Below are 23,299 nucleotides of genomic sequence, written 5' to 3'. Positions count from 1 at the left end.
AGCCCAACGCGGGGCAAGCCCGCTCGCCACAGGTGATAGGTGTCCGGCGGGAAGTTGTTGGTGTCAGTCGCGGCAATAACCTTCGCCGGTGTCGACGATCAGGCAGTCCTTCTTGTCGGCCAGCCATTTGAGGCCCGTGGCTTCGCCGTCACCGGCGCTCAGGATCTGCGGGCCGTCCGGGCGTTCAAAGGTGATGCCGTCTTCAGACGCCTGGCCCTTGAAGGTGCCGGAGTCATCGTCATCCAGGCCGTATTTCATGGTCAGTACATAGTGGCCACGGCCGATGCTGTCGTCCTTGGCGATGGTCAGGTTGAGGCCTTCGACGCCCATCCACTTGCCGACCCATTTGTCGGTGGGCAGCACTTCCGGCACCAGCGTCGCTTGAACCGACGGCGGAGCAGGCGCTTTAGCCGTCTCGGCTTGTTTATCGCAGGCGCTGAGCAGCGCCAGGGTCGAAAGCATCAACAGGGTTTTTTTCATGGTGAGAAGGCCTTGGTTAAAAAACGCGCAATGGGCGGGTGGGCGTGGAGCGTTGGACTGGAAAAGCGCAATTTAGTGCGCTGTTCGAACAGTGTTTGGTTATGCTCTTGAGCGAGGCGCGTCACCCGTTCTAGATTATGCCGCGGCATGCGGCGGTCATTTCAGCCTGCCACTCAAGAGAATGCAATGACCCTCAGTACCCCACTTTCCGGCGTCAACCACCCGCTCAAAGGCATTTTGCTGATTGTGGTGGCGACTTTTCTGTTTTCCAGCCACGACGCGCTGTCCAAATACCTGGCCGGGTTTTACCCGATCGTGATGGTGGTGTGGGCCCGTTACCTGGTGCACACGCTGTTGATGGCCGGGATCTTCCTGCCGCAATCGGGCCTGCGGGTGCTGCGCAGCAAGCGACCGTTGCTGCAGGTGGCGCGGGCCTTGTGCCTGCTGGGCACCAGCCTGTTCTTTACGGCGGCGCTGCACTTTATCCCGTTGGCCGAGGCTACGGCGGTCAACTTTCTTGCGCCGATTCTGGTCACCGCGTTGTCGGTGCCGCTGCTGGGCGAGCACGTGACCCGCGGCCAATGGCTGGCGGTGATTTGCGGGTTTATCGGGGTGCTGATCATCGTGCATCCGGGCGGTGAGCTGTTTACGCCGGCGGTGTTGTTGCCGCTGACCTCCGCACTGTTCTTCTGCTTCTACCAGCTGCTCACGCGCATCCTCAGCAAGTACGACACACCCACCACCAGCAACTTCTTCGCCGGGCTGTGCAACACCCTGGTGATGAGTGCACTGGTGCCGTTCTTCTGGCAGGTGCCGAGCCTGTGGCACGGGGTGTTGATGCTGGCGCTGGGCACCTGCGGCATGACCGCACACTTGATGCTGACCCAGGCTTTCCGCTTTGCGGCGCCGGCCCTGCTGGCACCGTTCGGCTATTGCCAGATCGTGTTTGCGGGGTTGTTGGGCTGGCTGGTGTTCAACCACACCCCGGACCTGACCACCGTGGTCGGGATCGGGGTGATTTGCCTGAGCGGGTTGGCCGCTGCCTGGCAGCAGCGGCGCAGGTAGGAAACTCAGACCTCGACGGTCGAAATCTTGCGTGGCGCCATGAAGTACATCCAGACCAGCGCGATGAAGTACATCGCCGGAATCAGGGTGAACAGCACGGTGTAGTTGTTGTTGGTCACGGTCAGGATATGGCCGACGATCTGGGTCATGAACATCCCGCCGATGGCCGCGCACATGCCGCCAAAACCAAACACCGTACTCATCATGTGCTTGGGCGTGTAGTCCATCACCAGGCTCCAGATGTTGGCGGTCCAGGCCTGGTGCGCGCCGATGGCCAGGGAGATGGCAAACACCGCGACCCACAGTTGGCTGGAACCGGCGGCCATGATGACGCCGACGATGCAGCAGGCGAACAGCAGCATCGACAACAGCCGCGCCTTGATCGGATTCATCCCGCGGCCAATCAGGAACGAAGACAGAATCCCGCCGCCAATGCTGCCGAAGTCCGCCGTCAGGTAAATGATGATCAGCGGGATGCCCATCTGGGTCACGTTGATGCCCAGGTTGTATTGCTGATTCAGGAACGGCGGCAGCCAGTACAGGTAGAACCAGAACACCGGCGCGGTCATCGAGTAGGCGAGGGCGAAGGCCCAGGTACCGCGCATGCGCAGGATTCGGCTGAACGGCACGCGGGGTTGTTCCGGCTCCACTTCCTGCTGCACGTAGTCCAGTTCCGATTGCTTCACGCTCGGATGGTCTTCGGGGTTGTAGTACTTCAAACCCCAGAACACCAGCCAGATGCCGCCCAGTGCCGACATGCACAGGAACGCGGCCTGCCAGCCCCACACGTGGAGGATCAGCGGCAGCAGCATCGGCGTCATCATTGCGCCGACGTTGGTGCCGGCGTTGAAGATCCCGGTCGCCACCGCACGCTCGCCGGCGGGGAACCACAGGCGGGTGGTCTTGACGCAGGCCGGGTAGTTGGCGGCCTCGGTGAGCCCGAGGATGAACCGGCACACCATGAAGCCCACCGCCGAGGTGGCCAGGCCGTGGGCGCCGGTGGCCAGGCTCCACAGCAGCACCGCGCAGAAGAACACGCGCTTGACGCCGACCCGGTCGATTAACCGGCCTTGCAACACAAAGCCGATGGCGTAGCCGACCTGGAACCAGAAGTTGATGTTGGCGTAGTCCATCGCCGTCCAGCTCATTTCCTTGGCCAGGATCGGCTGCATCACGCCGAGTGCGGCGCGGTCGATGTAGTTCAGGGTGGTGGCGAAAAACACCAGGGCCAGCATGCCCCAGCGGGTTTTACCGACAGCCATGGCGCCACGGATTTTGTCGCCGATGCCGCTATGGGGATTGCTGTGGCGCACGGCCACGGCGGGAGTTTGCGAAGGCATGAGGAAGTACCCGTTTTTTTGAAATTTTTATGGTGTGTTCAGGGTCTTGGTTAACCGAGGCCGCTCAACAGGAGCGGGACTCAATGTGCTGTCGATGGTGCGCAGTGGCTAAAAAATCGTCAATTCGCTGATTGCCATTCTGTTCGATAATCGCCCATAAAACTAACCGGTTCGTACATTTCAATTGCTGTGAGGAGTTCAGCGGCCAATAATTTGCCGTAAACAAGACATGCCTCAATGCCGGGAGTCGCCCCATGCAACGCTCCATCGCCACCGTTTCCTTGAGCGGAACCCTGCCGGAAAAACTCGAAGCCATCGCGGCGGCCGGGTTTGATGGCGTGGAAATCTTTGAAAACGATCTGCTGTATTACGACGGCAGCCCGCGTGAAGTTAGGCAAATGTGCGCCGACCTCGGCATTGCCATCACCCTGTTCCAGCCGTTCCGGGATTTTGAAGGCTGCCGCCGCGACCGCCTGGCGCGCAACCTGGAGCGGGCCGAGCGCAAATTCGACTTGATGCAGGAGTTGGGCACCGACCTGGTGTTGGTGTGCAGTAACGCGTCAGCCGATGCCGTCGGCGATGAAAGCATTCTGCTGGATGACTTGAGCCTGCTGGCCGAACACGCCGGCCGCCGTGGCCTGCGCATTGGCTACGAAGCGCTGGCGTGGGGGCGGCATTTGAACACCTGGCAACAGGTGTGGAACCTGGTGCGCAAGATCGATCACCCAAGCCTCGGCGTGTTGCTCGACAGCTTCCACACGCTGTCCCTCAAGGGCGACCCGAGTGCCATCGCCGAGATCCCCGGCGACAAGATTTTCTTTGTGCAGATGGCCGACGCGCCGATCCTGGCGATGGACGTACTGGAGTGGAGCCGGCATTTCCGCTGCTTCCCCGGCCAGGGCGAATTCGACCTGGCAGGCTTCCTGGCCCCGATCATCAAGAGCGGCTACACCGGGCCGTTGTCGTTGGAAATCTTCAACGACGGCTTCCGCGCCGCACCGACCCGGGCGAATGCCGCCGACGGCCTGCGCTCGCTGCTGTATCTCGAAGAGAAGACCCGCCAGCGGCTGGCCGAGGAAGCCAGACCGGTCCCCGAGATTTTGTTTCAAACCCCCGCCGCCAGCGAATACGACGGCATTGAATTCCTCGAATTCGCTGTGGATGAAAACCTCGGCGCCAAGCTCACCTCATGGCTGGAGCGCCTGGGCTTCGTCAAGGCCGGGCAGCATCGCTCCAAGAGCGTCAGCCTGCTGCGCCAGGGCGATATCAACCTGATCCTCAACTGTGAACCCTATTCCTTCGCCCATAACTTCTTCGAGGCCCATGGCCCGTCGTTGTGCGCCACGGCGATCCGCGTGAAAGACAGCGCCAAGGCCCTGGAGCGGGCGGTGGCCTACAAGGGCCAGCCGTATCGCGGCCTGGTCGGCCCCAATGAGCTGGAACTGGCGGCGGTGCGTGCACCGGATGGCAGCCTGATCTACTTGGTGGACCAGAACGAAGGTGGCCTCTACGACACCGATTTCAACCTGCAACCGGCGCACGCTGCCAGTGGCGGCCTGTTGCGCATCGACCACATGGCCATGGCCTTGCCCGCCGACAGCCTCGACAGTTGGGTGCTGTTCTACAAGAGCCTGCTGGATTTCGAAGCCGATGACGAAGTGGTACTGCCCGACCCGTACGGCCTGGTGAAAAGCCGCGCACTGCGCAGCCGTTGCAGCTCGATTCGCCTGCCGCTGAATATTTCAGAGAACCGCAACACTGCGATTTCCCACGCGCTGTCGAGCTATCGCGGCTCGGGTGTGCACCACATTGCCTTCGACTGCGCGGACATTTTCGCCGAGGTCAGCCGGGCCAAGGATGCCGGCGTGCCGCTGCTGGATATCCCGCTGAACTACTACGATGACCTGGCGGCGCGGTTTGACTTCGATGACGAGTTCCTCAGCCAGCTCGCGTACTACAACGTGCTGTACGACCGCGACGCCCAGGGCGGTGAGCTGTTTCACGTGTACACCGAGCCGTTCGAAGGCCGGTTTTTCTTCGAGATCATCCAGCGCAAGAACGGTTATGCCGGTTACGGCGCGGCCAACGTGGCGGTGCGCCTGGCGGCCATGGCCAAGTCCCGCAGCGGTGCGGCGCGCCAGGCCAGGCTGTAAGGTGCCGGCGCTTCCTTCGGCGTGCGCGGCAGCCCATAATCACCGCCTGCACCTAAGGCCGTGAGCGCACCATGACCCTGACTTCCGAGCTTCCCGCCGCGGCCACCGCGCCGCGCAAGAGTCGCAAGAACAACCCGGAAAAGACCCGCGAGAACATCCTTCAGGAAGCCATCGTCGAGTTTGTCACCCAGGGCCTTTCCGGCGCCCGGGTGGACGCGATCGCGGAGCGTATCCAGACCTCCAAGCGCATGATCTATTACTACTTCGGCAGCAAGGAGCAGCTCTACGTCGAGGTGCTGGAGAAGCTCTACGGCGACATTCGCAACACCGAAACCCGGATGAACCTGACGGCCCTGGAGCCTCGGGAAGCGATCCGTCGGCTGGTGGAATTCACCTTTGATCACCATGATCAGAATGTGGATTTTGTGCGGATTGTGAGCATCGAGAACATCCACAACGCCGAGTATGTAAAGCAGTCGACATCGATCAAGGCGATGAACAGCAACATCCTCGAAGCCCTCGGCACCACATTGCGCCGGGGCGCCGAACTGGGGCTGTTCCGTGAAGGGCTGGAGCCGCTGGACGTGCACTTGCTGATCAACTCGTTCAGCTTTTACCGGGTGTCCAACCGCCACACCTTCAGCGAGATCTTTCAGATCGAGTTGTCGGACGAGGCGGTCAAGCAGCGGCATCGGGCGATGATCTGCGAGTCGGTGTTGCGCTACCTGCAGGCCTGAATTTAACACTGAACAAATGTGGGAGCGGGCTTTTGTGGGAGCCGGGCTTGCCCGCGATAGGATCAACTCGGTTTGTCTGAAGTACCGAGTTGTTTGCATCGCAGGCAAGCCAGCTCCCACATTTTTTGATCCGGTTTCTACAGTTAGATGTTCATGCTCTGGAAGTGCGCGAGCATGCGCTCTGCATCCGCCACCTCCCCACTGAACAACTCAAACGCCTTCACCGCCTGAAACACCGCCATGTTGCCGCCATCCAGCGTGCGGCAACCCAGGGCGCGGGCGTTGCGCAGCAGTTCGGTTTCCAGCGGGAAATACACAATCTCGGCCACCCACAAATCAGCGCGCAAAGTGTGCAGCGGCACCGGCATGCCGGGCAGCTTGGCCATGCCCATCGGTGTGCTGTTCACCAGGCCGTCGGCCTCGGCCATGGCGCTTTCCAGGTCATTGCCCGCCTGGGCCCGGCCGGCACCGAAATGCTGGTTGAGGTTGTCCGCCAGGCTCCGGGCGCGCTCGGCGTCCATGTCGAAAATACTCAAGCGTTCCACGCCTTCGCCCAGCAGCGCATGGGCCACTGCCGCACCGGCACCGCCCGCGCCCATCTGCACCACGTGCCTGCGTGCCACGTCATTCAAGCCGCGGCGAAAGCCTTCGGCAAAACCCAGGCAGTCGGTGTTGTGGCCGATGCGTTCACCGTTGCGAAACACCACGGTGTTCACCGCGCCGATGCCCCGTGCTTCGGGTGACAGGTCATCCAGCAACGGCAGGATCGCCTGCTTGCACGGGTAGGTGATGTTCAAGCCAGTGAAGTTCATCTGCTCGGCCGCCATCAACAGGTCGGGCAGGGCGCGGGTATCCACCTGCAATTGTTCGAGGTCGATCAGGCGATACAGGTACCGCAAGCCTTGGGCATCGCCCTCGTGCTCATGCAGGGCCGGCGTGCGGGAGGCCTGGATGCCGGCGCCGATCAGGCCGGCGAGAATTCGACGTCTGGACACCGGGTTCATCCCTTCAAGGTCTTGCTGAAGTGTTCGAGGGCCAGGTGATAACCATGGCTGCCAAAGCCGGCGAGTACCGCCTTGGCGATCGGCGACACAAAGGAGTGATGACGGAACGCTTCCCGGGCATGCACGTTGGACAAATGCACTTCGATCACCGGCACTTCACTGGCCACCAGCGCGTCGCGGATCGCTACCGAGGTGTGGGTCCAGGCTGCCGGGTTGATCACAATCCCGGCGCAACGGGCGCGGGCGCCGTGGATCCAGTCCAGCAATTCGCCTTCGTGGTTGGTCTGGCGGAATTCGACTTTCAGGCCCAGTTGCTCGGCGCTGCGGCCACACAGGGCGGCAAGGTCGGCCAGGGTTTCATGGCCATAAGTGGCGGGCTCGCGGGTGCCGAGCAGGTTGAGATTGGGGCCGTTGAGCACCAGCACGATCGGGGGCATGAGGGATTCTCCACAGTTTTTATTAGTCGGCATGAAGGTGCCTTTGGTCTGCGGGTAGAAAATGTACTAATTGGTTAATTTGGTCAATCGCCGGCACAGCAAAAACGGCAAGGACGGTTCGATAATCGAACAGTCCTTGCCGGCGACACCATCAACGCGCGGGGCGGCGCTTGTGCAGGTCTCTCAAGGCATAGAGCAATTCAAAATGCTCGACGGCGTGCAGGACCGCCTTGACCTGCTCGTCTTCGGCGTTGCTTTTGGCGAGCGCCGGCAGCAGGTGTTTGACTGCCCATTGCGCGTCGATACCGACCAGCGGCACCTCGGGAGCAGTCAGCTTCAGGCTTAGCAACTCGTCAATGAGCCCGGAATGTGTGGCGGCGAACTCAGCCAGTTTGGGTTTCAGGGCGACGAAGACCGGGTCGTTTTCCCATGACTCGATCAAACCCAGGCGCGAACGAATATTGAGCAGTTGGTCCTGCACATGGGGTTGCGCCCGGCTCACGGCTTGATCAAGGGCTGTGATCAGCCATTGATCGTCGATATGCAGCCAATTGCTGTCAGTGAACGGCTGTTGGCGAAGTTGGTGGCGGCTGTCGCAAACCACCCCGAGCCAGTAGTAGTGCTGCCCGTAATGTTCCTCGATCCAGTCGGTGTGGCGTTTCAGTTGGTCTTTGGTCAGGACATGCTGGTCCTTGCGTTCAATGGCAATCACGAAGCGGTTGACGGGGTCGACCAGAACCAGATCGATACGTCCGGCTTCGGTCGCCACGCACAGGCTGTGCAGGTTCATGGCTTGCAACGTCTCGGGGGCGATCCAGCTTTCCTCCTCAATCCAGCCTTCCAGGGCGGTTTTGTTCGCCGGGCTAAACGCTGGTAGCGCGTCCAGCAAGGCTCGGACGAAAAAGTCGCCCAACTGGTGGCCTTCTCGTGGGTTGAGCAACCAGAACAACATGTTCTGGAAGTTGTGTTCGTGCAGGCGCTGGTAGTCGAGCCAGTGACGGTATTGGTTGTAGGGTAAAAGGTCCTGGAAGTCCTTTTGTTGCCGCCAGGTTTCGATGATCTGGTTGAAGCGTACTGCATCGCTCATGACGCTATCTCTTCTTGAGAATCCTGTGGTGCCCTGTCAGTAGGGCGTAATGACCTGTCAGTTTTACCGGTGTACGACGCGGCAGATTGCGGCATTTTCCGAGGGGTGTCGATATGCCATCATGCGCACTGCGCTTTCCCACAGTGGGCCCATTGATAGTGTTGGCTCACTCCTCGACTTACCCGGTGGTATCCATGTTGCGTTCCCGGTTTCTCGCTCAACCTGATGTGAAGGCCTTTATTGATTGGCTCTGCCTGGAATTGCCCCGGTTGACGGTGCAATTGAATTTTTCCCGGAGCCGCTATGTACCCATGGGTTTGAAGCAGCGTGTGGTCGGCATCGAGTCGTTGCTGCCTCACTACTGCTGGAAAACCCGCTGGCAGGATCCGGTCACCGGGCACTGGGTCACCTCACAGAACTGGAGTCAGACCCAGGCGTCATTGGCCCTGCTGCACCAACGTCTGCAAGCTGGCCTGTTGGCCAGGAATGACCAGCAAGTCTTCAAGGCGTGCGTGGCAGTCCTGCAATGGGGCGGCGTACGGGGAGCGCTGGTGTTCTTGCGTCAGTTGATGCTCAAACATGACTTGGTGGCGTACTTGACGGCCTGCCAGCCGCTGTTCGACCTTGCTGGCTCGCAAAGGCTCAGTGCCCTTGATTCGCGCACAATCCGACGCTTCGATGCCGGCCTGACCAAGATCCATGCGCTGGTCGACGTCAGCGGTTCACCGATCTACGACAGCCGTGTCGGCGCGGCCATCGCCATGCTTTATGCCCTGTATCGGCAAACGGCCACGTGCCCGGCAGTGTTGGATTTCCCCTCCGGCGCGGCACGTGGAAAGCAAATCCGTAACCCCGGCGAACTGGGTTATGCCAATGCCCCGCAGTTTTTCAGCCCTCAGGTTCCGCGCGAGAAATGGGCCCGCGCCCAGGTGCAACTGGGCTGGATCATCCGGGAGGTGCTGACGCGTACGTCGCTGTTCCAGGCAACGCCGCCGCAGCCACCGCTGTCGATACGCGAGCGCTGCCATGCCTTCGAAGCGTCGTTGTTCATGCTCGGTTATGACTTGCGCTGCTTTTTGCGCTCCGCCTCCGCGGCTTCACCCGCCCCAACGCTGCCGAAAAAACGCGGCTGGGTGCCCACCGGCCATCCCTTCGCCGCGGTGCTTAAAGCATATCGGGCGTTCCGCCAACAAAATCCAGGCATCACTTTTCTCGATTGGCTGATCACCCAAGGGCGGCCTGCAAGTACTGCGCGTGCCTACGGTTTTCCGCTGCGGGCCGAAGAGTTCGATCTGCCTGCGTGCTCACTGGACAGCCTGAAAACCATCGTTGACGGAGGGGAGGCGGGTTTGCTTGAAGCCAACGGCGGTGTGGCCACCTATTTTCATGGCGAGGAGCGTGAGCAGGTCTGCCTGGTGAATGCCTGGCTCGCAGGCCGGGCGCCTGCGTTGGCGCGGGCACAAGGACTATCGACGCAACAGTGGTTGATTGGCCATGGTTATGCCGGCACGCCGGCGTCGGCCAATACACTGTTGTCGGTTGGGCGTGGGGTGGGGCGGCATTTCGACTTGTTGACGGAGGACAATCAGCCGACCGAGTTTTTCGAGCGTTTCTTTGGCCCTGAACTGCTGGATCTCTGACGTCTCCACCCGCACCTGTTTATTCAATTGAAAATCATTCTCGATAACGCTTAAGATGCCCGCCTGTTTCCTTTACATTCCAGGGAGTCGGTTTGTCGGACGTGGATCTCAAAGGCCTGTTTCTCAAGCACGCGGATACCCTGCGCGGGTATCTCGCACGCAAGGTACGGGACCCGCAGTTGGCCGCAGACCTGGTGCAGGAGAGTTTCCTGCGCCTGGCGCAAAAGCCGGCCAGCGAGCGCATCGACAACTCCCAGGGCTATCTCTATCGCACGGCCGGCAATCTGCTGATCGACCATATCCGCCAGGAGGCGCGGCGCAAGACCGACTCCGTGCCCCATGAGGCGCTGGCCGAGATTGAAGATGAAATGGCCGGGTTGGAGGCTCAGGCGATGGCGCAGCAACAGCGGCAGGCATTGAAGCAGGCACTGGCGGAATTGCCGGAGCGTACCCGGCAGATTTTCCGCCTCAACCGGATCGAGGGCATGACCCATGCCCAGGTCGCGCGCCACCTGGGCATTTCCGACAGTTCAGTGCAAAAGCACCTGGCCAAGGCGCTGGCGTATGTCATGCAGCGTTTGCAGGAAGGTGAGGCGGGGCCGTCCGACGAATGAATTACCGACAAACCTGGGGTCAGACGTCACAGCGTTATATAACGAAAAATTCGAGATTCACACGTGAATAGCCCGGGTCCGCAACAGCACAGCATTACCGAGGCGGCTGCCGATTGGGCGGTGCGCCTGCACGCCGGCGCCCTGACCGATCAGGAGCAGGCCGAGTTGCGCCAATGGATCGCCAGGGACAGCCGCCATGAAGCGGCGCTGCGGTTTGCCGAGCAGACGTGGGCGGCGCTGGGCGAGGTGCATCGCGATGAGACGGTGCATCGCCAGCGGCCGCCCGCCACCGCGGCGCCGGTGCGCGGCTCTCGTCGCCGCAGGCCGTGGCGCATGGCGGCGAGTGTTGCGCTGTTGCTGGTGGTGGCCGGCGTCGGCTGGGTGCGCGGGCCTGAGGCGCTGCTGCAGACGCAGGCCGATTACCTCACCCAAAAAGGCGAGGTGCGCACCGTGCACCTGGCGGACGGCAGCAGCGTGCAACTGGATTCTGCGAGTGCGATCAAGCTGGATTTTGACGGTGTGCAGCGGCGCATCAGCCTGATCAAAGGCTCGGCGATCTTTGATGTGGCGCCCATGGCCGGTGAGGAGAAAAGGCCGTTCGTGGTGCAGAGCGCCAGCGGGCAAACCCGCGCCCTGGGCACGCGGTTTGTGGTCGAGCGTGAGGACGACCGGCAGGCCTGGGTCGGAGTGTTGCAACACAGTGTGGCCGTCACGCTGCAAGCGGCGCCGCAGAAAGAAACCGTGCTCAAGGAGGGCCAGGCTGCGCGCTACAGCCCCGAGAACGGCGTGGTCGCCCTCGACGACCTCGACCTGGAGCGCGCCACCAGTTGGCGTCGCGGTGTGTTGATCTTCGACCGCTTGCCGCTGGCCAAGGTCATCGAGCAGCTCAACCGCTACCGGCCGGGCAAGGTGGTGCTGACCAATGCCGACCTCGGCACCCGTGAAGTCAGCGGCGTGTTCCGCCTCGATATGCTCGACACGGCCCTCGGCACCCTGACCGAAGAATTACAGGTGCAGCGCTTTGATCTGGCGGGGCTGAGCCTGATCTATTGATGGGGTCGCCGGGCCCCATTTACGCCCTTCGGAAAAACTTTCAAAAAAACCTTACTGAGTTCCGACGCCTGACACGTCCTGTTAAGTGAGAAGTATTCGCATAAACAAGAATGGTCAGCGAAGGGATAACGTCGATGTCTGCAATCACCAAGGGGCGCAACACCGGTAGCCGGTTGGCCCTTGCCATCCACCTGGGGCTGTTCGCCTCCGCCTGCCAGGTGCAGGCCGCCGAGGCGCCGGCCGGTGAGTCACAGCCCGTCACGTTGACGTTTGATATTGCGGCGCAACCCTTGGGCCTTGCCGTACTGACGTTCGCCGACCAGGCCGGCTTGCAAGTGTTGTTCGACAGCGCGCGCCTGCAAGGCCTCACCAGCACCGCGCTCAAGGGCCGTTACAGCGCCCAGGAAGGCCTCGGCCGATTGGTGGGCAGTGCACCGGTGGAATACCGCTTTACCGGGGACCGGCAGGTGACGCTGACTCGCGTCAGCGCCGACCATGACGGTGCGCTGACCGTGGGCACCACCACCATCACCGGCAACACCAACGGCAAGCCAAGCGACTGGGTATACGACACACCGCGCTCGGTGGCCGTGATCAGTCGCGAGCAGATCGACAAACGCCCACCACGCCACGCCGCCGACATGCTCGAAGAAACCGCCGGCGTGTACACCGCCGTCAACCAGCGTGACCCGGGCCTGTCGGTGAACATCCGCGGCGTGCAGGACTACGGCCGGGTCAACATGAACATCGACGGCATGCGCCAGAACTTCAACGTCAACGGCCACCAGCAGCGCAACGGCACGATGTTGATCGACCCGGAATTCATCTCCAGCATCGAAATCGACAAGGGCAGCCAGTCCGGGCAGGGCGGTGCTGCCGTGTTGGGCGGGATTGCATCCTTCAAGACCCTGGAGGCCAGTGAGTTCCTGGCCGATGGCAAGGATTATGGCGGGCGTCTGCGTGCCGGTAGCGGGATTGGTGAACTGGGTAACGGCACCTATTTCAACGGCAGCGGTGTGTTTGCCTTTGGTGACGAGCGCGGCGACGTGCTGCTGGGGTACAGCGAACGGTATTTTGGCGACTACCGCGCCGGTACCCACAACGACCAGAAACTGGGCACTCATTTGCGCGCTCGCGACTCCCAGCCTGCGGCCTTCGACGATTGGCTGAACAGTGAGGTCGGTGACACCGGCAGCGTCACCCGCTCCCAAATCGTCAAGTTCGGCCTGAACCTGCCCAATGACCAACGGGTGCAACTGAGCTACCTGGAAAGTGACAGCGACAGCAATGACGCATGGGCCTACACCGCACCGGATAACCAGAGCGTGTACTACCAGCGCGTCAGCAAGAACAACCTCAATGCCAAGAACGTCGGGCTGGATTATCGCTACACGCCGGATAACCCGCTGATCGATTTCAAAGCCAAGGTCTACTACGTCACCACACAGATGGACCGGGACAATGCGCCCAACGCCGCGACACTGACCTCCGGCAACTATGTGGCGGGCTACACGGATCATTTTCAGACCGATACCTGGGGTGTACAGGGCGACAACACGTCGCGGTTCGACTTCGATGCGTTGGGTCATGTGAGCTGGAACTACGGCGTGGAGGTGTATCAAGACAAGTTCAAGCCCAGTACCAACAAGGTCGAGGCCACCAACCTTTCCGGCCTGTTGCCTTACGTTGAAGGCGGGACGCCCGGTGGCAAGCGCACCATCGCCAGCCTGTTCAACAACCTGCAGTACGAATATGGCGACTGGCTGACGCTGGAGGCGGGCTTGCGGTACGACCGCTATCGGCTGGAAGGGGTCACCGGGATGACGCTGTACCGGCGCGATCGGTTCTACAGCAGCACGGTAGGTGCCAAGCGTGTCGAGGAGGTTTTCGACATTGATAGAGAAGAGGGCCAGTTCTCTCCCACGTTCGGTATCGGCATAAAACCGGGGCTGGACTGGATGCAACTCTACGCCCGCTGGGGCAAGGGCTGGCGCCCGCCGGCGGTGACGGAAACCTTCATGACCGGGCGTCCTCACGGTGGCAGCTCATCAGAGCGGGTGTTTCCCAACCCGTTCCTGAAACCCGAAGAGTCGCGGGACTGGGAAGTGGGCGTGAACGTATTCAAAGAGGGGCTGCTGTTCGGTGACGACCGCCTGGGCATGAAGGTGGCTTACTTCGATACCCGGATCGAGAACTTCTCTTTCCTCAATCACAGCGTCAGTTTGCCGGAGACCTCCGCCGGCGGTTTTCTCGGCACGATGGCGTACGTCAATAACACCAACCCCACGCGCTTCCGGGGGGTGGAGTACCAACTCAACTACGACATGGGGCGGGCCTACGCCAACCTTAGTTACACCCACATGATCGGCAGCAACGAGTTCTGCTCGAAGAACTATTACATGGGCGGGGCGAAGAAGAACGGGCCGTCCACCACACGCTATGAACGCTACACCCGGCCGAACGGCACGATCGGCCTGCGCCCGGTGACCACGTATGAAGTGCTGGACGACGATGTCGCCAACAACAAGGAAAGCTGTGGCCGGATCATGGGCAACGCCACCTATATGCCGGCTGATCGCGGCTCGCTGACCCTGGGCGCGCGCTTCCTGGAAAAGCGACTCGATATGGGCGTCCGCGTGCGCTACAGCTCAGGCAATGGCGAGAACCTCGACTCACAAGGTTATGACTTCATCGACCAGGCGCTCTGGCCCCAGTACACCCTCTATGACCTGTACGCCAGCTACTGGATGACCGACCAATTGAACATCGCCCTGGCGCTGGAAAACGCCACCGATGAGGCCTACTTCGTCGCCATGGGGGATGCCAATAACCTGAGCCTGGCGCGCGGGCGAACGTTGAGCGGGATGCTCGAATACAAGTTCTGATCAAGGTGCCACGGCACTTTATCAACCAACGGTTTTGCCCAAGGGTGGGCAAAAAGTGCGCTGCATGAGCGTGCTGATCAATCGTGTTGTTTATAACGAGGTTAAGTGATGACTATTTCTGTTAGTTACGAAGCTGCGCTCGGTGCTTACTCCGTCTCGGACTACCTGACCGACTGGGCACTGGGGTTCAACACTGCGGGTCACGGCAGCAGCAACACCGGCGGCTTCAGCAACGGCTCCCTGAGCGGCGACCAGTATTCGACCCACGGCGCCAACAATTCCGACTACGCCTTCATTGCCGACAGCAACACCAGCAACGGCCTGCACTACGTATTCAACCCGGCGCTGCCAGCCAGCCACAACGAAAACCACTACCTGTGGGGCAACCTGGATAACGTTCAACTGGGCACCGGCCTGGGCGGCGGCAATGGCAGCGACTTCACCCTCGATGCGTTCAAAGTGGCTTTCAACGGCCTCGACCTGAGCGCGGCACAAGGTGCAGGCCGCGTCGGCAACGACGTTCAGAACGTGATCTACAGCCTGATGCAAGGCAACACCTCGGCACTGGAAACCGTGCTCAACAACCTGCTGGACGACTTCGGCCTGTCCACCGCCAACACCTTCGACGAGATCTCGGCCGGCCTGGCAGCACACGCTACGGCAACCACCACCGACGTCGCCCTGGTAGGCGTGCAGGACGTTGCACAGGACTGGGCACTCGCTGCCTGATTTTTGCTGCGCAATGAAAAAAGCGAATGGAAGATCGCTCTCCCATTCGCTGCGTAAACCCCGTCGTCGCCGTGAGTTTCGAAGGCCAGGGCGACGGCGGTGACAAATTCTGCGGAGCGGCGCGCGGCGTGTCAAACGCGGGCGGCGCTTCCCGATTTCCCCCATGAGACTCCCTCGATGCGCCATGCCGGCAACGAAACCCTGGCCGCTCTCACGGCCTATAAAAGTGGCTTCCTCAACATTGGCCTGTTTTCGGCAGTGATCAACCTGTTGATGCTGGCCCCGGCGCTGTACATGTTGCAGGTCTACGACCGGGTGCTGGCCTCCGGCAACCCGATGACCCTGTTGATGCTGACGCTGATGATCCTTGGCTTGTTCGGCTTGATGGGCGCGCTGGAGTGGGTGCGCAGCCAGGTGGTGATCCGCCTTGGCACACAGATGGACATGCGCCTGAACCAGCGGGTGTACGACGCCGCGTTCGAGGCGCAACTCAAGGGCGGTACCCAGGCGGCAGGGCAGGCGTTGAGCGACCTGACGACCTTGCGCCAGTTCGCCACCGGCCAGGCGCTGTTCGCGTTTTTTGATGCGCCGTGGTTTCCGGTGTACTTGCTGGTGATCTTCCTGTTCCACCCCTGGCTCGGCGTCCTGGCGCTGACCGGTGCGCTGATGCTGATGGCGCTGGCGTGGGCCAACCAGCACATCTGCCAGGCACCGTTGACCCAGGCCAATCAGCTGTCGATCAGCGCCAGCCAGCAGGCCACGGCCAACCTGCGCAATGCCGAAGCCATCGAAGCCATGGGCATGCTGGCAACCCTGCGTGCGCGCTGGTTTGCCCAGCACCAGGCCTTTCTGGCGGCGCAGAACCTGGCCAGTGAAAAGACCGCCGCCATCAGTGCCTGGTCCAAGGGCGTGCGCCTGGCGTTGCAGTCATTGGTCCTCGGTTTGGGCGCATTGCTGGCGGTGCAGGGGGCGATTACGCCGGGCATGATGATCGCCGGCTCGATCCTGATGGGGCGGGTACTGAGCCCTATCGACCAACTGATCGGCGTGTGGAAACAGTGGAGTTCGGCGCGCCTGGCCTATGAGCGTTTGACCCTGATGCTGGCGGCCAACCCGGCGCGCACCGAGCGCATGAGCTTGCCGGCGCCCAGCGGCCAGTTGACGGTCGAGCAGGTAAGCGCGTGTGCGCCCGGCAGTCGACGGCCCGCGTTGGCCAACCTCGGGTTCAGCCTGCCTGCCGGTGACGTGCTGGGCGTGATCGGTCCTTCCGGTTGCGGCAAGTCGACCCTGGCGCGGTTGCTGGTGGGGGCCTGGTCGCCGATGGCCGGCAAGGTGCGGCTGGACGGCGCGGACCTGGCGCAATGGGACAAGCAACAACTCGGCCCGCACATTGGGTATCTGCCCCAGGACATCCAGCTGTTCGCCGGCAGCATTGCCGACAACATCGCGCGTTTCGACTCCGTGGATTCGGACAAGGTGCTCGCTGCCGCGCAAATGGCCGGCGTGCATCAACTGATCCTGCAATTACCCCAAGGCTACGACACCCAGCTGGGGGAGGGCGGCGCCGGGTTGTCCGGCGGGCAGAAGCAACGTGTCGCGCTGGCGCGGGCGCTGTACGGCTTGCCTGCGCTGATCGTACTGGATGAGCCCAATTCCAATCTCGATGAGGCCGGCGAGCAGGCCTTGCTCCATGCCATCACCTTGCTCAAGGCGCAGCGTCGCACGCTGGTGCTGATCACCCACAAGACCCCTGTGCTGGCGTTGACGGACCAACTGCTGATCCTGCGGGACGGCCAGTTGCAGGCGTTCGGGCCCACGGCGCGGGTGTTGGAGGCCACGCAGAAACCGGCGGCCGCGCCACCCAAACCGGTGTCGGCGATGAGCATGAGCTACCGCCTCGGTGAAGGAAAAAAAGCATGAGCCGACCTGTGCTTGTGACGGACAACAGCGTGCCGCCGGTGAACAACGTGCTGGCGCTGGACGATAAAAAATACGCCCGCCTGGGCTGGTTGCTGGTGCTCGGCGGGTTTGCCGGGTTCCTCGGCTGGGCCGCGCTGGCGCCGTTGGACAAGGGCGTGGCGGTGTCCGGCAAGGTCATGGTATCGGGGCACCGCAAGACGGTGCAGCACCCGGCGGGCGGGATCGTCGAGCGGATCGAGGTGCGCGATGGCGAGGTGGTGAGCGCCGGTCAGGTATTGATCCGCCTGAAGGAAACCCCGTTGCGCGGGCAGATGCAGTCTTTGCGCAGCCAGTTCATTGCGTCCCAGGCCAGCGAAGCGCGCTTGAGTGCCGAGAGCGAAGGCTTGTCGGCCATCGTCTTCGGCCCCGAACTGCTGAACGAGCCTGAGGCCGCCGCCACCTTGAGCCTGCAACGGCAACTGTTCAGCAGTCGGGCCCAGGCCCTGGCCACGGAGCAGCAAGGCCTGCGGGAAACCATCGCCGGGGCCGAGGCACAATTGCGCGGCACCCGCGAATCCCAGGCCAGCAAAGTGCTGCAACGCACCGCGATGAATGAACAACTGCAAGGCCTGCGCGAGCTGGCGCGGGACGGCTACATCCCGCGCAATCGGCTGCTGGAAAATGAACGGCTGTATGCCCAGCTCGACGGTGCGATTGCCGAGGATTTCGGCCGCATCGGCCAGTTGCAACGGCAAGTCCTTGAACTGCGCCTGCGCATCCGCCAGCTCGGCGAAGACTTCCAGAAAGACCTGCGCGGCCAACTGGCCGAAACCCGCACCCGCAGCGACGACTTGCGCAACCGGCTGGCCTCGGCCGAATTCGAACTGGCCAACAGCCTGGTGCGCGCGCCGGCGGCTGGCGTGGTGGTGGGGCTGGACGTGTACACCGAAGGCGGCGTGATCAAGCCCGGCCAGGCGCTGATGGACATCGTGCCCCAGGGCGAACCACTGCTGGTGGAAGCGCGGGTGCCGGTGCAGATGGTCGACAAGGTGCACCCGGGCTTGCCGGTGGAGTTGCTGTTCTCGGCGTTCAACCAGAGCACCACCCCACGCATTGCCGGTGAAGTGACGCTGGTGTCGGCCGACCGCCAGGTCGACGAGCGCACCGATGAGCCGTATTACACCTTGCGCGCCCAGGTCAGCGCAGCCGGCATGCGCCAGCTCGACGGCTTGCAGATTCGCCCGGGCATGCCGGTGGAAGCGTTCGTCAAAACCGGTGAGCGCTCGATGCTCAACTACCTGTTCAAACCCTTGCTGGATCGGACTCACATGGCGTTGGTGGAAGAATGAAGGCGCTGTTATTCGGTCTGTGTTGTGCCTGCAGTGGATCGGTCCAGGCGCTGGGATTGCTCGACGCCTATGACTTGGCCCTGCGCAACGACCCGACGTTTCAGGCGGCAATCCAGGAGCGCGAGGCCGGCGAGGAAAACCGCATCATCGGACGCGCCGGGCTGTTGCCGAACCTGTCCTGGAGTTACAACAACTCGCGCAATGAATCCGAAGTCACCCAGTCGACGGCGGTGGGCAACGTCACCAGCGACCGCGATTACCGCAGCTATGCCTCGACCCTGACCCTGCAACAACCGCTGCTTGATTACGAAGCCTATGCGCGCTATCGCCAGGGTGCGGCGCAGGCGCTGTTTGCCGATGAACGCTTTCGCAGCAAGAGCCAGGAACTGGCCGTGCGGGTGTTGAGCGCCTACAGCCAGGCGTTGCTGGCCCAGGAGCGGATCGAGCTGAGCCGCGCCCAGAAACGCGCGTACGCCGAGCGCCTGCAACTCAATGAACGGCTGCTCAAGGGCGGCGAGGGCACCCGCACCGATGTGCTGGAAACCCAGGCACGCCTGAGCCTGGCCCAGGCCGAAGAGATCGAATCCCAGGACACCCAGGACGCAGCCTTGCGCGAGCTGGAAGCGATTGTTGGCCAGCCGTTGCAGATAGACGAGTTGGCGCCGCTGACTCGCCAGTTCGAGATCCCGCCGCTGGAGCCCAACCGTTTCGAGACCTGGCGGGAAATGGCGATGGCCAACAACCCGGAGCTCAAATCCCAGCACCACGCGCTGGACGTCGCCGAATACGAAGTGGAGCGCAAGCGCGCCGGGCACATGCCCAAGGTCAGCCTGTATGCGAGCAGCCGCCAGACCAGCTCGGATTCGGAAAGCAGCTACAACCAGAAATACGACACCAACAGCGTCGGCATCCAGGTCAGCCTGCCGCTGTTCGCCGGTGGCTCGGTGTCGGCGTCGACGCGCCAGGCCGCCAATCAACTGTCCCAGGCCCAATACGAGCTGGACGCGCAAACCGCCAGAACGTTGATCGAACTGCGCAAGCAATTCAACCTCAACACCAGCGGCGCGGCCAAAGTGCGGGCGTATGAAATGGCGGTCAGCTCGGCCACGGCCTTGGTGACGGCGACCAAAAAAAGTGTGGCCGGCGGTGAGCGCGTCAACCTCGACGTGCTGGACGCTGAGCAGCAACTGTTCACGGCCCGCCGCGACCTGGCGGATGCACGGCATGCGTACCTGCTGGCGCGGATACAGCTGAAGTATTTCGCCGGGTTGCTGAACGAGCAGGACCTGCGAGCGTTGGCGGGGTATTTCCAGCCATCGGCATGAGTGGTTACAACCCGGCATTCGACGGGTTGTTCGTGGTTACTAATCTGTGAAACAGCTTCGGGGCATGGAGCCGGTTGTCGGGTGCATGAGGAAAAGTGTTACCTGACGGAAAATAACCTAACGGATGGGTTACGATGAAAGTAGGCACTTACAAAGGATGTGTGATTGCGGTGTTTCTCAGGGATGAGCATTGCCCGCCTCATGTGCATGTGGCGGGCAAGGAATGGGATGCGCGGTTTCGTTTCAGCTTTCTGGATGGGCATGTGGCGTTGTGGGACGTAGGCCCCGAACGGCGCCGGCCATCGATGTCGATTCTTGAAGGAATTCGCTACACCTTGATGCAACCGCATTACCTGGCGCGGGCACGCCGGATCTGGTGGGAAAAACTGCAAACGGTTTGTCTGGAGAATCACTCCTGGGATTGGGAAGCCAGCGAGGTGTTGCCTGGGTTGATCATTCAGCGCGGTGTCTATGTGATCGCACGTGCCCGGCACGAAGTCGTGGGGCAGAAAACAATTTTGAATCTGGTCAGGGCACCGGGTTTTGTGGAGATCGATTTATGAAAAAAATCGTAAAGGCCAAGGTTTTACCGTATGTACCGATTACCGAGGCCGATATCGATAAGGCCATCGACCGGGGACGCAGGTCGAAGCGTTTGTACGCCAACGCCAGCAATGTGCGGTATGAGAATGACAGCATTTCCATTGGCTTCAGCGACGGCAGTCGGATCCTGTTGCCGGTGGCGGGGCTGCCGGAGTTCAAAGGGTTTACCTTGCAGGATTTCCAGCAGTTGGAGGTGGGTTTTGGCGGAAAGGCGCTTTGCTGTGAGGGTCAGGACCTGGATGTCTCCATCACGGGCCTTATCGCCACCAGCCAGCCGTTAATGGCCCTGGCTACAAGCCTGGTCGCCTCCAGCAACGGTCGCAAGAGCAGCGCCGCCAAATCCGCGGCCGCCCGAGCCAATGGCAAGAAGGGCGGCCGGCCACGCAAGGAGGTGCCGGAGGACGGTGATTCCACTGATACATGAGGATCCCATGTGAGAGCCGGCCAGCTCCCACATGGGATATTTTCGGTGTCCTGGGGACTTACCGCCGAGTCAGCAACACACCCGATTCCATGTGGTGCGTCCACGGGAACTGGTCAAACATCGCGCACTGGGTAATCCGGTGTGTGTCATGCAGTTGCGCAATGTTCGCCGCCAACGTCTCCGGGTTGCAGGAGATGTACAGGATGTTCTCGAAGCGTCGGGTCAGCTCGCAGGTGTCCGGGTCCATGCCGGCACGCGGCGGGTCGACGAACACGCTGCCGAACTCGTAGCTCTTGAGGTCGATGCCGTGCAGGCGCCGGAAAGGCCGCACTTCGTTCAAGGCTTCGGTCAGTTCCTCGGCAGACAAGCGCACCAGGGTGACGTTATCCACCGCGTTTTCATCGAGGTTGCTCAGGGCCGCGTTCACCGAAGTCTTGCTGATTTCGGTAGCGAGCACTTTGCGTACGCGGGTGGCCAGGGGCAGGGTGAAGTTGCCGTTGCCGCAGTACAGCTCCAGCAGGTCATCACTGCGATCGCCCAGGGCTTCGAATGCCCAGTTGAGCATCTTCTGGTTCACCGTGCCGTTGGGCTGGGTGAACGCGCCTTCCGGCTGGCGATAGCTGAAGGTGCGACCGCCGACGTCGAGTTTCTCGACCACGTAATCGCGGCCGATCACGTCACGCTTGCCCTTGGAGCGGCCGATAATGCTCACGTTCAAATCAGCCGCCAGCTTGTTCGCGGCGGTGTGCCAATGCTCGTCCAGCGGGCGGTGATAGCACAGGGTGATCATCGCGTCGCCGGCCAGGGTGGTGAGGAACTCCACCTGGAACAGCTTGTGGCTCAGGGCGGCGCTGGCTTGCCAGGCGGCCTTGAGCTGCGGCATCAACTGGTTGATGCGCAGGCTGGCAATCGGGAATTCTTCAATGAGGATCGGCGTGCGCTTGTCGTCCTGGGAAAACATCGCGTAGTGACGTTCACCCCCTTCACGCCACAGGCGGAACTCCGCCCGCAGGCGGAAGTTCTGCAAGGGCGAGTCGAAAACCTGCGGCTCTGGCGCGTCGAACGGCGCCAGCAGGTCACGCAAGCGCGTGACCTTGTCTTGCAGTTGAGCGGTGTAGCTTGCGGCGTCAAAAGTCATGCGTTGAACCAGCCCAGCTTGATCACAAACAGAATCGACAGGATCACCAGCGCCGGGTTCAGCTCACGGTAGCGGCCCGAAAGCAGCTTGATGGCGGTCCAGGCGATGAAACCGAAGGCAATGCCGTTGGCGATGGAATAAGTGAATGGCATCGCCAGGGCGGTTATCACCACCGGCGCGGCGACAGTGATGTCGTCCCAGTCGATTTCGGCCAGGCCCGAGGTCATCAATACGGCGACGAACAGCAGAGCCGGCGCGGTGGCGAAGGCCGGTACGCTGGCCGCCAGTGGCGAGAAGAACAGCGCCAGCAGGAACAGGATGGCGACTACCACAGCGGTCAAACCGGTACGGCCACCGGCGCTCACGCCCGCCGCCGATTCGATGTAGCTGGTGGTGGTCGAGGTGCCCAGCAGAGAGCCGGCCATGGCCGCAGTACTGTCGGCGATCAGCGCACGGCCCATTTTCGGCATGTGGCCGTCCTTGCCCATCAGGCCTGCGCGCTTGGCGACGCCGATCAGGGTGCCGGAGTTGTCGAACAGGTCGACGAACAGGAAGGCGAAAATCACGCTCACCAGACCGATGTCCAGGGCGCCCTTGATGTCCAGTTGCAGGAAAGTCGGGGCCAGCGAAGGCGGCATCGACATCACGCCGCCGAACGGGGTAAAGCCCAGTGCGATGGAGGCGATGGTCACCACCAGGATGCCGATCAACACCGCGCCGCGCACTTTCAGGGCTTCCAGCGCAACGATCAGCGCGAAACCGAGGGTGGCGAGGATCGGTGCCGGTTGTTTCAGGTCGCCCAGGCCCACCATGGTGGCCGGGTTGCTGACCACGATGCCGGCGTTGTGCAGGGCGATCAGCGCCAGGAACAGGCCGATACCCGCCGCAATCGCCGAGCGCAGTGGCAACGGGATGCTGTTGATGATCCATTCACGGATGCGGAAGATCGACAGCAGGAAGAACAGCACCGCCGAGATGAACACCGCACCCAGCGCCACTTGCCAGGTATGGCCCATGTGCAGGACGACGGTGTAGGTGAAGAACGCGTTGAGGCCCATGCCTGGTGCCAGGGCAATCGGGTAGTTGGCGATCAGGCCCATCACGGTGGAGCCGATGGCGGCCGCCAGGCAAGTCGCGACAAAGACCGCACCCTTGTCCATGCCGGTCTCGCCGAGAATACTCGGGTTGACGAACAGGATGTAGGCCATGGCCAGGAAGGTGGTGACGCCCGCGAGAATCTCGGTGCGCACATTCGTATTGTGTGCCTTGAGTTGAAACAGCTTTTCCAGCATGCCTGCTCCCTGTGACGCTATTTTGCGTCGTTATTTGTTGACCTC

General features: G+C 61.8%; 20 protein-coding genes. 13 read left to right on the top strand and 7 right to left on the bottom strand.

Going from position 1 to position 23,299, the window contains the following annotated elements; genetic code table 11:
- Nucleotides 1–63: 63 nt before the first annotated feature.
- On the bottom strand, nt 64–480 hold the full coding sequence (locus JFV30_RS24960) for a hypothetical protein (RefSeq protein WP_010174846.1): 417 nt from the start codon (nt 478–480) through the stop codon (nt 64–66).
- Between the two features lie 186 nt (nt 481–666).
- On the opposite strand from JFV30_RS24960, the gene JFV30_RS24955 reads away from it, so the two are divergent.
- Nucleotides 667–1,545 carry a DMT family transporter gene (locus tag JFV30_RS24955; protein ID WP_003215531.1) on the top strand — a complete coding sequence of 293 codons (879 nt, stop codon included), beginning with the start codon at nt 667–669 and terminating at the stop codon, nt 1,543–1,545.
- Nucleotides 1,546–1,550: 5 nt separating this feature from the next.
- Here JFV30_RS24955 and JFV30_RS24950 read toward each other — a convergent pair whose 3' ends face one another.
- On the bottom strand, nt 1,551–2,885 hold the full coding sequence (locus tag JFV30_RS24950; RefSeq protein ID WP_201125431.1) for an MFS transporter: 1,335 nt from the start codon (nt 2,883–2,885) through the stop codon (nt 1,551–1,553).
- A 254-nt stretch (nt 2,886–3,139) separates the two neighbouring features.
- Here JFV30_RS24950 and quiC point away from each other — a divergent pair, with 254 nt between their 5' ends.
- Both quiC and JFV30_RS24940 read left to right on the top strand, forming a co-directional pair.
- Nucleotides 3,140–5,038, top strand: a complete 1,899-nt coding sequence (gene quiC / locus JFV30_RS24945; protein ID WP_201125430.1) for a 3-dehydroshikimate dehydratase QuiC — start codon at nt 3,140–3,142, stop codon at nt 5,036–5,038.
- A gap of 71 nt (nt 5,039–5,109) precedes the next feature.
- Nucleotides 5,110–5,775 (top strand): TetR/AcrR family transcriptional regulator, encoded by a 666-nt coding sequence (locus JFV30_RS24940; protein ID WP_003215538.1) that lies wholly within the window; start codon nt 5,110–5,112, stop codon nt 5,773–5,775.
- A 143-nt stretch (nt 5,776–5,918) separates the two neighbouring features.
- Here JFV30_RS24940 and JFV30_RS24935 read toward each other — a convergent pair whose 3' ends face one another.
- The 3 genes from JFV30_RS24935 to JFV30_RS24925 all read right to left on the bottom strand — a co-directional run bounded on the left by JFV30_RS24935 (nt 5,919) and on the right by JFV30_RS24925 (nt 8,303).
- Nucleotides 5,919–6,779: a shikimate dehydrogenase gene (locus JFV30_RS24935; protein WP_201125429.1), complete on the bottom strand. Its 861-nt coding sequence runs from the start codon at nt 6,777–6,779 to the stop codon at nt 5,919–5,921.
- Nucleotides 6,776–7,216: a type II 3-dehydroquinate dehydratase gene (gene aroQ / locus JFV30_RS24930; RefSeq protein WP_087693554.1), complete on the bottom strand. Its 441-nt coding sequence runs from the start codon at nt 7,214–7,216 to the stop codon at nt 6,776–6,778. The genes JFV30_RS24935 and aroQ overlap by 4 nt, the downstream gene beginning before the upstream one ends.
- 151 nt (nt 7,217–7,367) lie before the next feature.
- Entirely contained in the window at nt 7,368–8,303 is a 936-nt protein-coding gene (locus JFV30_RS24925; protein WP_201125428.1) for a PD-(D/E)XK nuclease family protein, read from the bottom strand.
- 194 nt (nt 8,304–8,497) lie between these two features.
- Here JFV30_RS24925 and JFV30_RS24920 point away from each other — a divergent pair, with 194 nt between their 5' ends.
- The 10 genes from JFV30_RS24920 (at nt 8,498) to JFV30_RS24875 (ending at nt 20,824) form a co-directional block, all read left to right on the top strand.
- Nucleotides 8,498–9,943: a hypothetical protein gene (locus tag JFV30_RS24920; protein WP_201125427.1), complete on the top strand. Its 1,446-nt coding sequence runs from the start codon at nt 8,498–8,500 to the stop codon at nt 9,941–9,943.
- 92 nt (nt 9,944–10,035) lie between these two features.
- Nucleotides 10,036–10,557 (top strand): RNA polymerase sigma factor, encoded by a 522-nt coding sequence (locus JFV30_RS24915; RefSeq protein WP_201125426.1) that lies wholly within the window; start codon nt 10,036–10,038, stop codon nt 10,555–10,557.
- A 63-nt stretch (nt 10,558–10,620) separates the two neighbouring features.
- Nucleotides 10,621–11,610 carry a FecR domain-containing protein gene (locus tag JFV30_RS24910; RefSeq protein WP_201125425.1) on the top strand — a complete coding sequence of 330 codons (990 nt, stop codon included), beginning with the start codon at nt 10,621–10,623 and terminating at the stop codon, nt 11,608–11,610.
- A 134-nt stretch (nt 11,611–11,744) separates the two neighbouring features.
- Nucleotides 11,745–14,495 (top strand): TonB-dependent receptor, encoded by a 2,751-nt coding sequence (locus JFV30_RS24905; protein ID WP_201125424.1) that lies wholly within the window; start codon nt 11,745–11,747, stop codon nt 14,493–14,495.
- A 108-nt stretch (nt 14,496–14,603) separates the two neighbouring features.
- Nucleotides 14,604–15,224: a heme acquisition protein HasA gene (locus JFV30_RS24900; RefSeq protein WP_003215551.1), complete on the top strand. Its 621-nt coding sequence runs from the start codon at nt 14,604–14,606 to the stop codon at nt 15,222–15,224.
- 177 nt (nt 15,225–15,401) lie between these two features.
- A complete protein-coding gene (locus JFV30_RS24895; RefSeq protein ID WP_201125423.1) occupies nt 15,402–17,144 on the top strand; it encodes a type I secretion system permease/ATPase in 1,743 nt (580 codons plus the stop codon).
- On the top strand, nt 17,141–18,472 hold the full coding sequence (locus JFV30_RS24890; RefSeq protein WP_201125422.1) for an HlyD family type I secretion periplasmic adaptor subunit: 1,332 nt from the start codon (nt 17,141–17,143) through the stop codon (nt 18,470–18,472). The genes JFV30_RS24895 and JFV30_RS24890 overlap by 4 nt, the downstream gene beginning before the upstream one ends.
- Entirely contained in the window at nt 18,469–19,797 is a 1,329-nt protein-coding gene (locus JFV30_RS24885; RefSeq protein WP_201125421.1) for a TolC family outer membrane protein, read from the top strand. Before JFV30_RS24890 ends, JFV30_RS24885 begins: the two co-directional genes overlap by 4 nt.
- 134 nt (nt 19,798–19,931) lie before the next feature.
- Complete coding sequence (locus tag JFV30_RS24880) at nt 19,932–20,360, top strand: DUF4160 domain-containing protein (protein WP_201125420.1); 429 nt, start codon at nt 19,932–19,934, stop codon at nt 20,358–20,360.
- Complete coding sequence (locus JFV30_RS24875; RefSeq protein WP_201125419.1) at nt 20,357–20,824, top strand: DUF2442 domain-containing protein; 468 nt, start codon at nt 20,357–20,359, stop codon at nt 20,822–20,824. The genes JFV30_RS24880 and JFV30_RS24875 overlap by 4 nt, the downstream gene beginning before the upstream one ends.
- 58 nt (nt 20,825–20,882) lie before the next feature.
- Here the strand turns inward: JFV30_RS24875 and trmA are convergent, their stop codons facing one another.
- Complete coding sequence (trmA, locus tag JFV30_RS24870) at nt 20,883–21,962, bottom strand: tRNA (uridine(54)-C5)-methyltransferase TrmA (protein ID WP_010174878.1); 1,080 nt, start codon at nt 21,960–21,962, stop codon at nt 20,883–20,885.
- Nucleotides 21,959–23,254 (bottom strand): NCS2 family permease, encoded by a 1,296-nt coding sequence (locus JFV30_RS24865; RefSeq protein ID WP_063026981.1) that lies wholly within the window; start codon nt 23,252–23,254, stop codon nt 21,959–21,961. Before JFV30_RS24865 ends, trmA begins: the two co-directional genes overlap by 4 nt.
- Nucleotides 23,255–23,299 lie beyond the last annotated feature (45 nt).

Source organism: Pseudomonas sp. TH32 (assembly GCF_016650855.1).
GTDB lineage: Bacteria > Pseudomonadota > Gammaproteobacteria > Pseudomonadales > Pseudomonadaceae > Aquipseudomonas.
This window is presented reverse-complemented; position numbering and strand designations above follow the sequence as displayed.

Bases quoted from the DNA above. Each gene is read 5' to 3' on its own strand.
- JFV30_RS24960 (WP_010174846.1), bottom strand. From the start codon at position 480: ATGAAAAAAACCCTGTTGATGCTTTCGACCCTGGCGCTGCTCAGCGCC.
- JFV30_RS24955 (WP_003215531.1), top strand. From the start codon at position 667: ATGACCCTCAGTACCCCACTTTCCGGCGTCAACCACCCGCTCAAAGGC.
- JFV30_RS24950 (WP_201125431.1), bottom strand. From the start codon at position 2,885: ATGCCTTCGCAAACTCCCGCCGTGGCCGTGCGCCACAGCAATCCCCAT.
- quiC (WP_201125430.1), top strand. From the start codon at position 3,140: ATGCAACGCTCCATCGCCACCGTTTCCTTGAGCGGAACCCTGCCGGAA.
- JFV30_RS24940 (WP_003215538.1), top strand. From the start codon at position 5,110: ATGACCCTGACTTCCGAGCTTCCCGCCGCGGCCACCGCGCCGCGCAAG.
- JFV30_RS24935 (WP_201125429.1), bottom strand. From the start codon at position 6,779: ATGAACCCGGTGTCCAGACGTCGAATTCTCGCCGGCCTGATCGGCGCC.
- aroQ (WP_087693554.1), bottom strand. From the start codon at position 7,216: ATGCCCCCGATCGTGCTGGTGCTCAACGGCCCCAATCTCAACCTGCTC.
- JFV30_RS24925 (WP_201125428.1), bottom strand. From the start codon at position 8,303: ATGAGCGATGCAGTACGCTTCAACCAGATCATCGAAACCTGGCGGCAA.
- JFV30_RS24920 (WP_201125427.1), top strand. From the start codon at position 8,498: ATGTTGCGTTCCCGGTTTCTCGCTCAACCTGATGTGAAGGCCTTTATT.
- JFV30_RS24905 (WP_201125424.1), top strand. From the start codon at position 11,745: ATGTCTGCAATCACCAAGGGGCGCAACACCGGTAGCCGGTTGGCCCTT.
- JFV30_RS24900 (WP_003215551.1), top strand. From the start codon at position 14,604: ATGACTATTTCTGTTAGTTACGAAGCTGCGCTCGGTGCTTACTCCGTC.
- JFV30_RS24895 (WP_201125423.1), top strand. From the start codon at position 15,402: ATGCGCCATGCCGGCAACGAAACCCTGGCCGCTCTCACGGCCTATAAA.
- JFV30_RS24890 (WP_201125422.1), top strand. From the start codon at position 17,141: ATGAGCCGACCTGTGCTTGTGACGGACAACAGCGTGCCGCCGGTGAAC.
- JFV30_RS24885 (WP_201125421.1), top strand. From the start codon at position 18,469: ATGAAGGCGCTGTTATTCGGTCTGTGTTGTGCCTGCAGTGGATCGGTC.
- JFV30_RS24880 (WP_201125420.1), top strand. From the start codon at position 19,932: ATGAAAGTAGGCACTTACAAAGGATGTGTGATTGCGGTGTTTCTCAGG.
- JFV30_RS24875 (WP_201125419.1), top strand. From the start codon at position 20,357: ATGAAAAAAATCGTAAAGGCCAAGGTTTTACCGTATGTACCGATTACC.
- trmA (WP_010174878.1), bottom strand. From the start codon at position 21,962: ATGACTTTTGACGCCGCAAGCTACACCGCTCAACTGCAAGACAAGGTC.
- JFV30_RS24865 (WP_063026981.1), bottom strand. From the start codon at position 23,254: ATGCTGGAAAAGCTGTTTCAACTCAAGGCACACAATACGAATGTGCGC.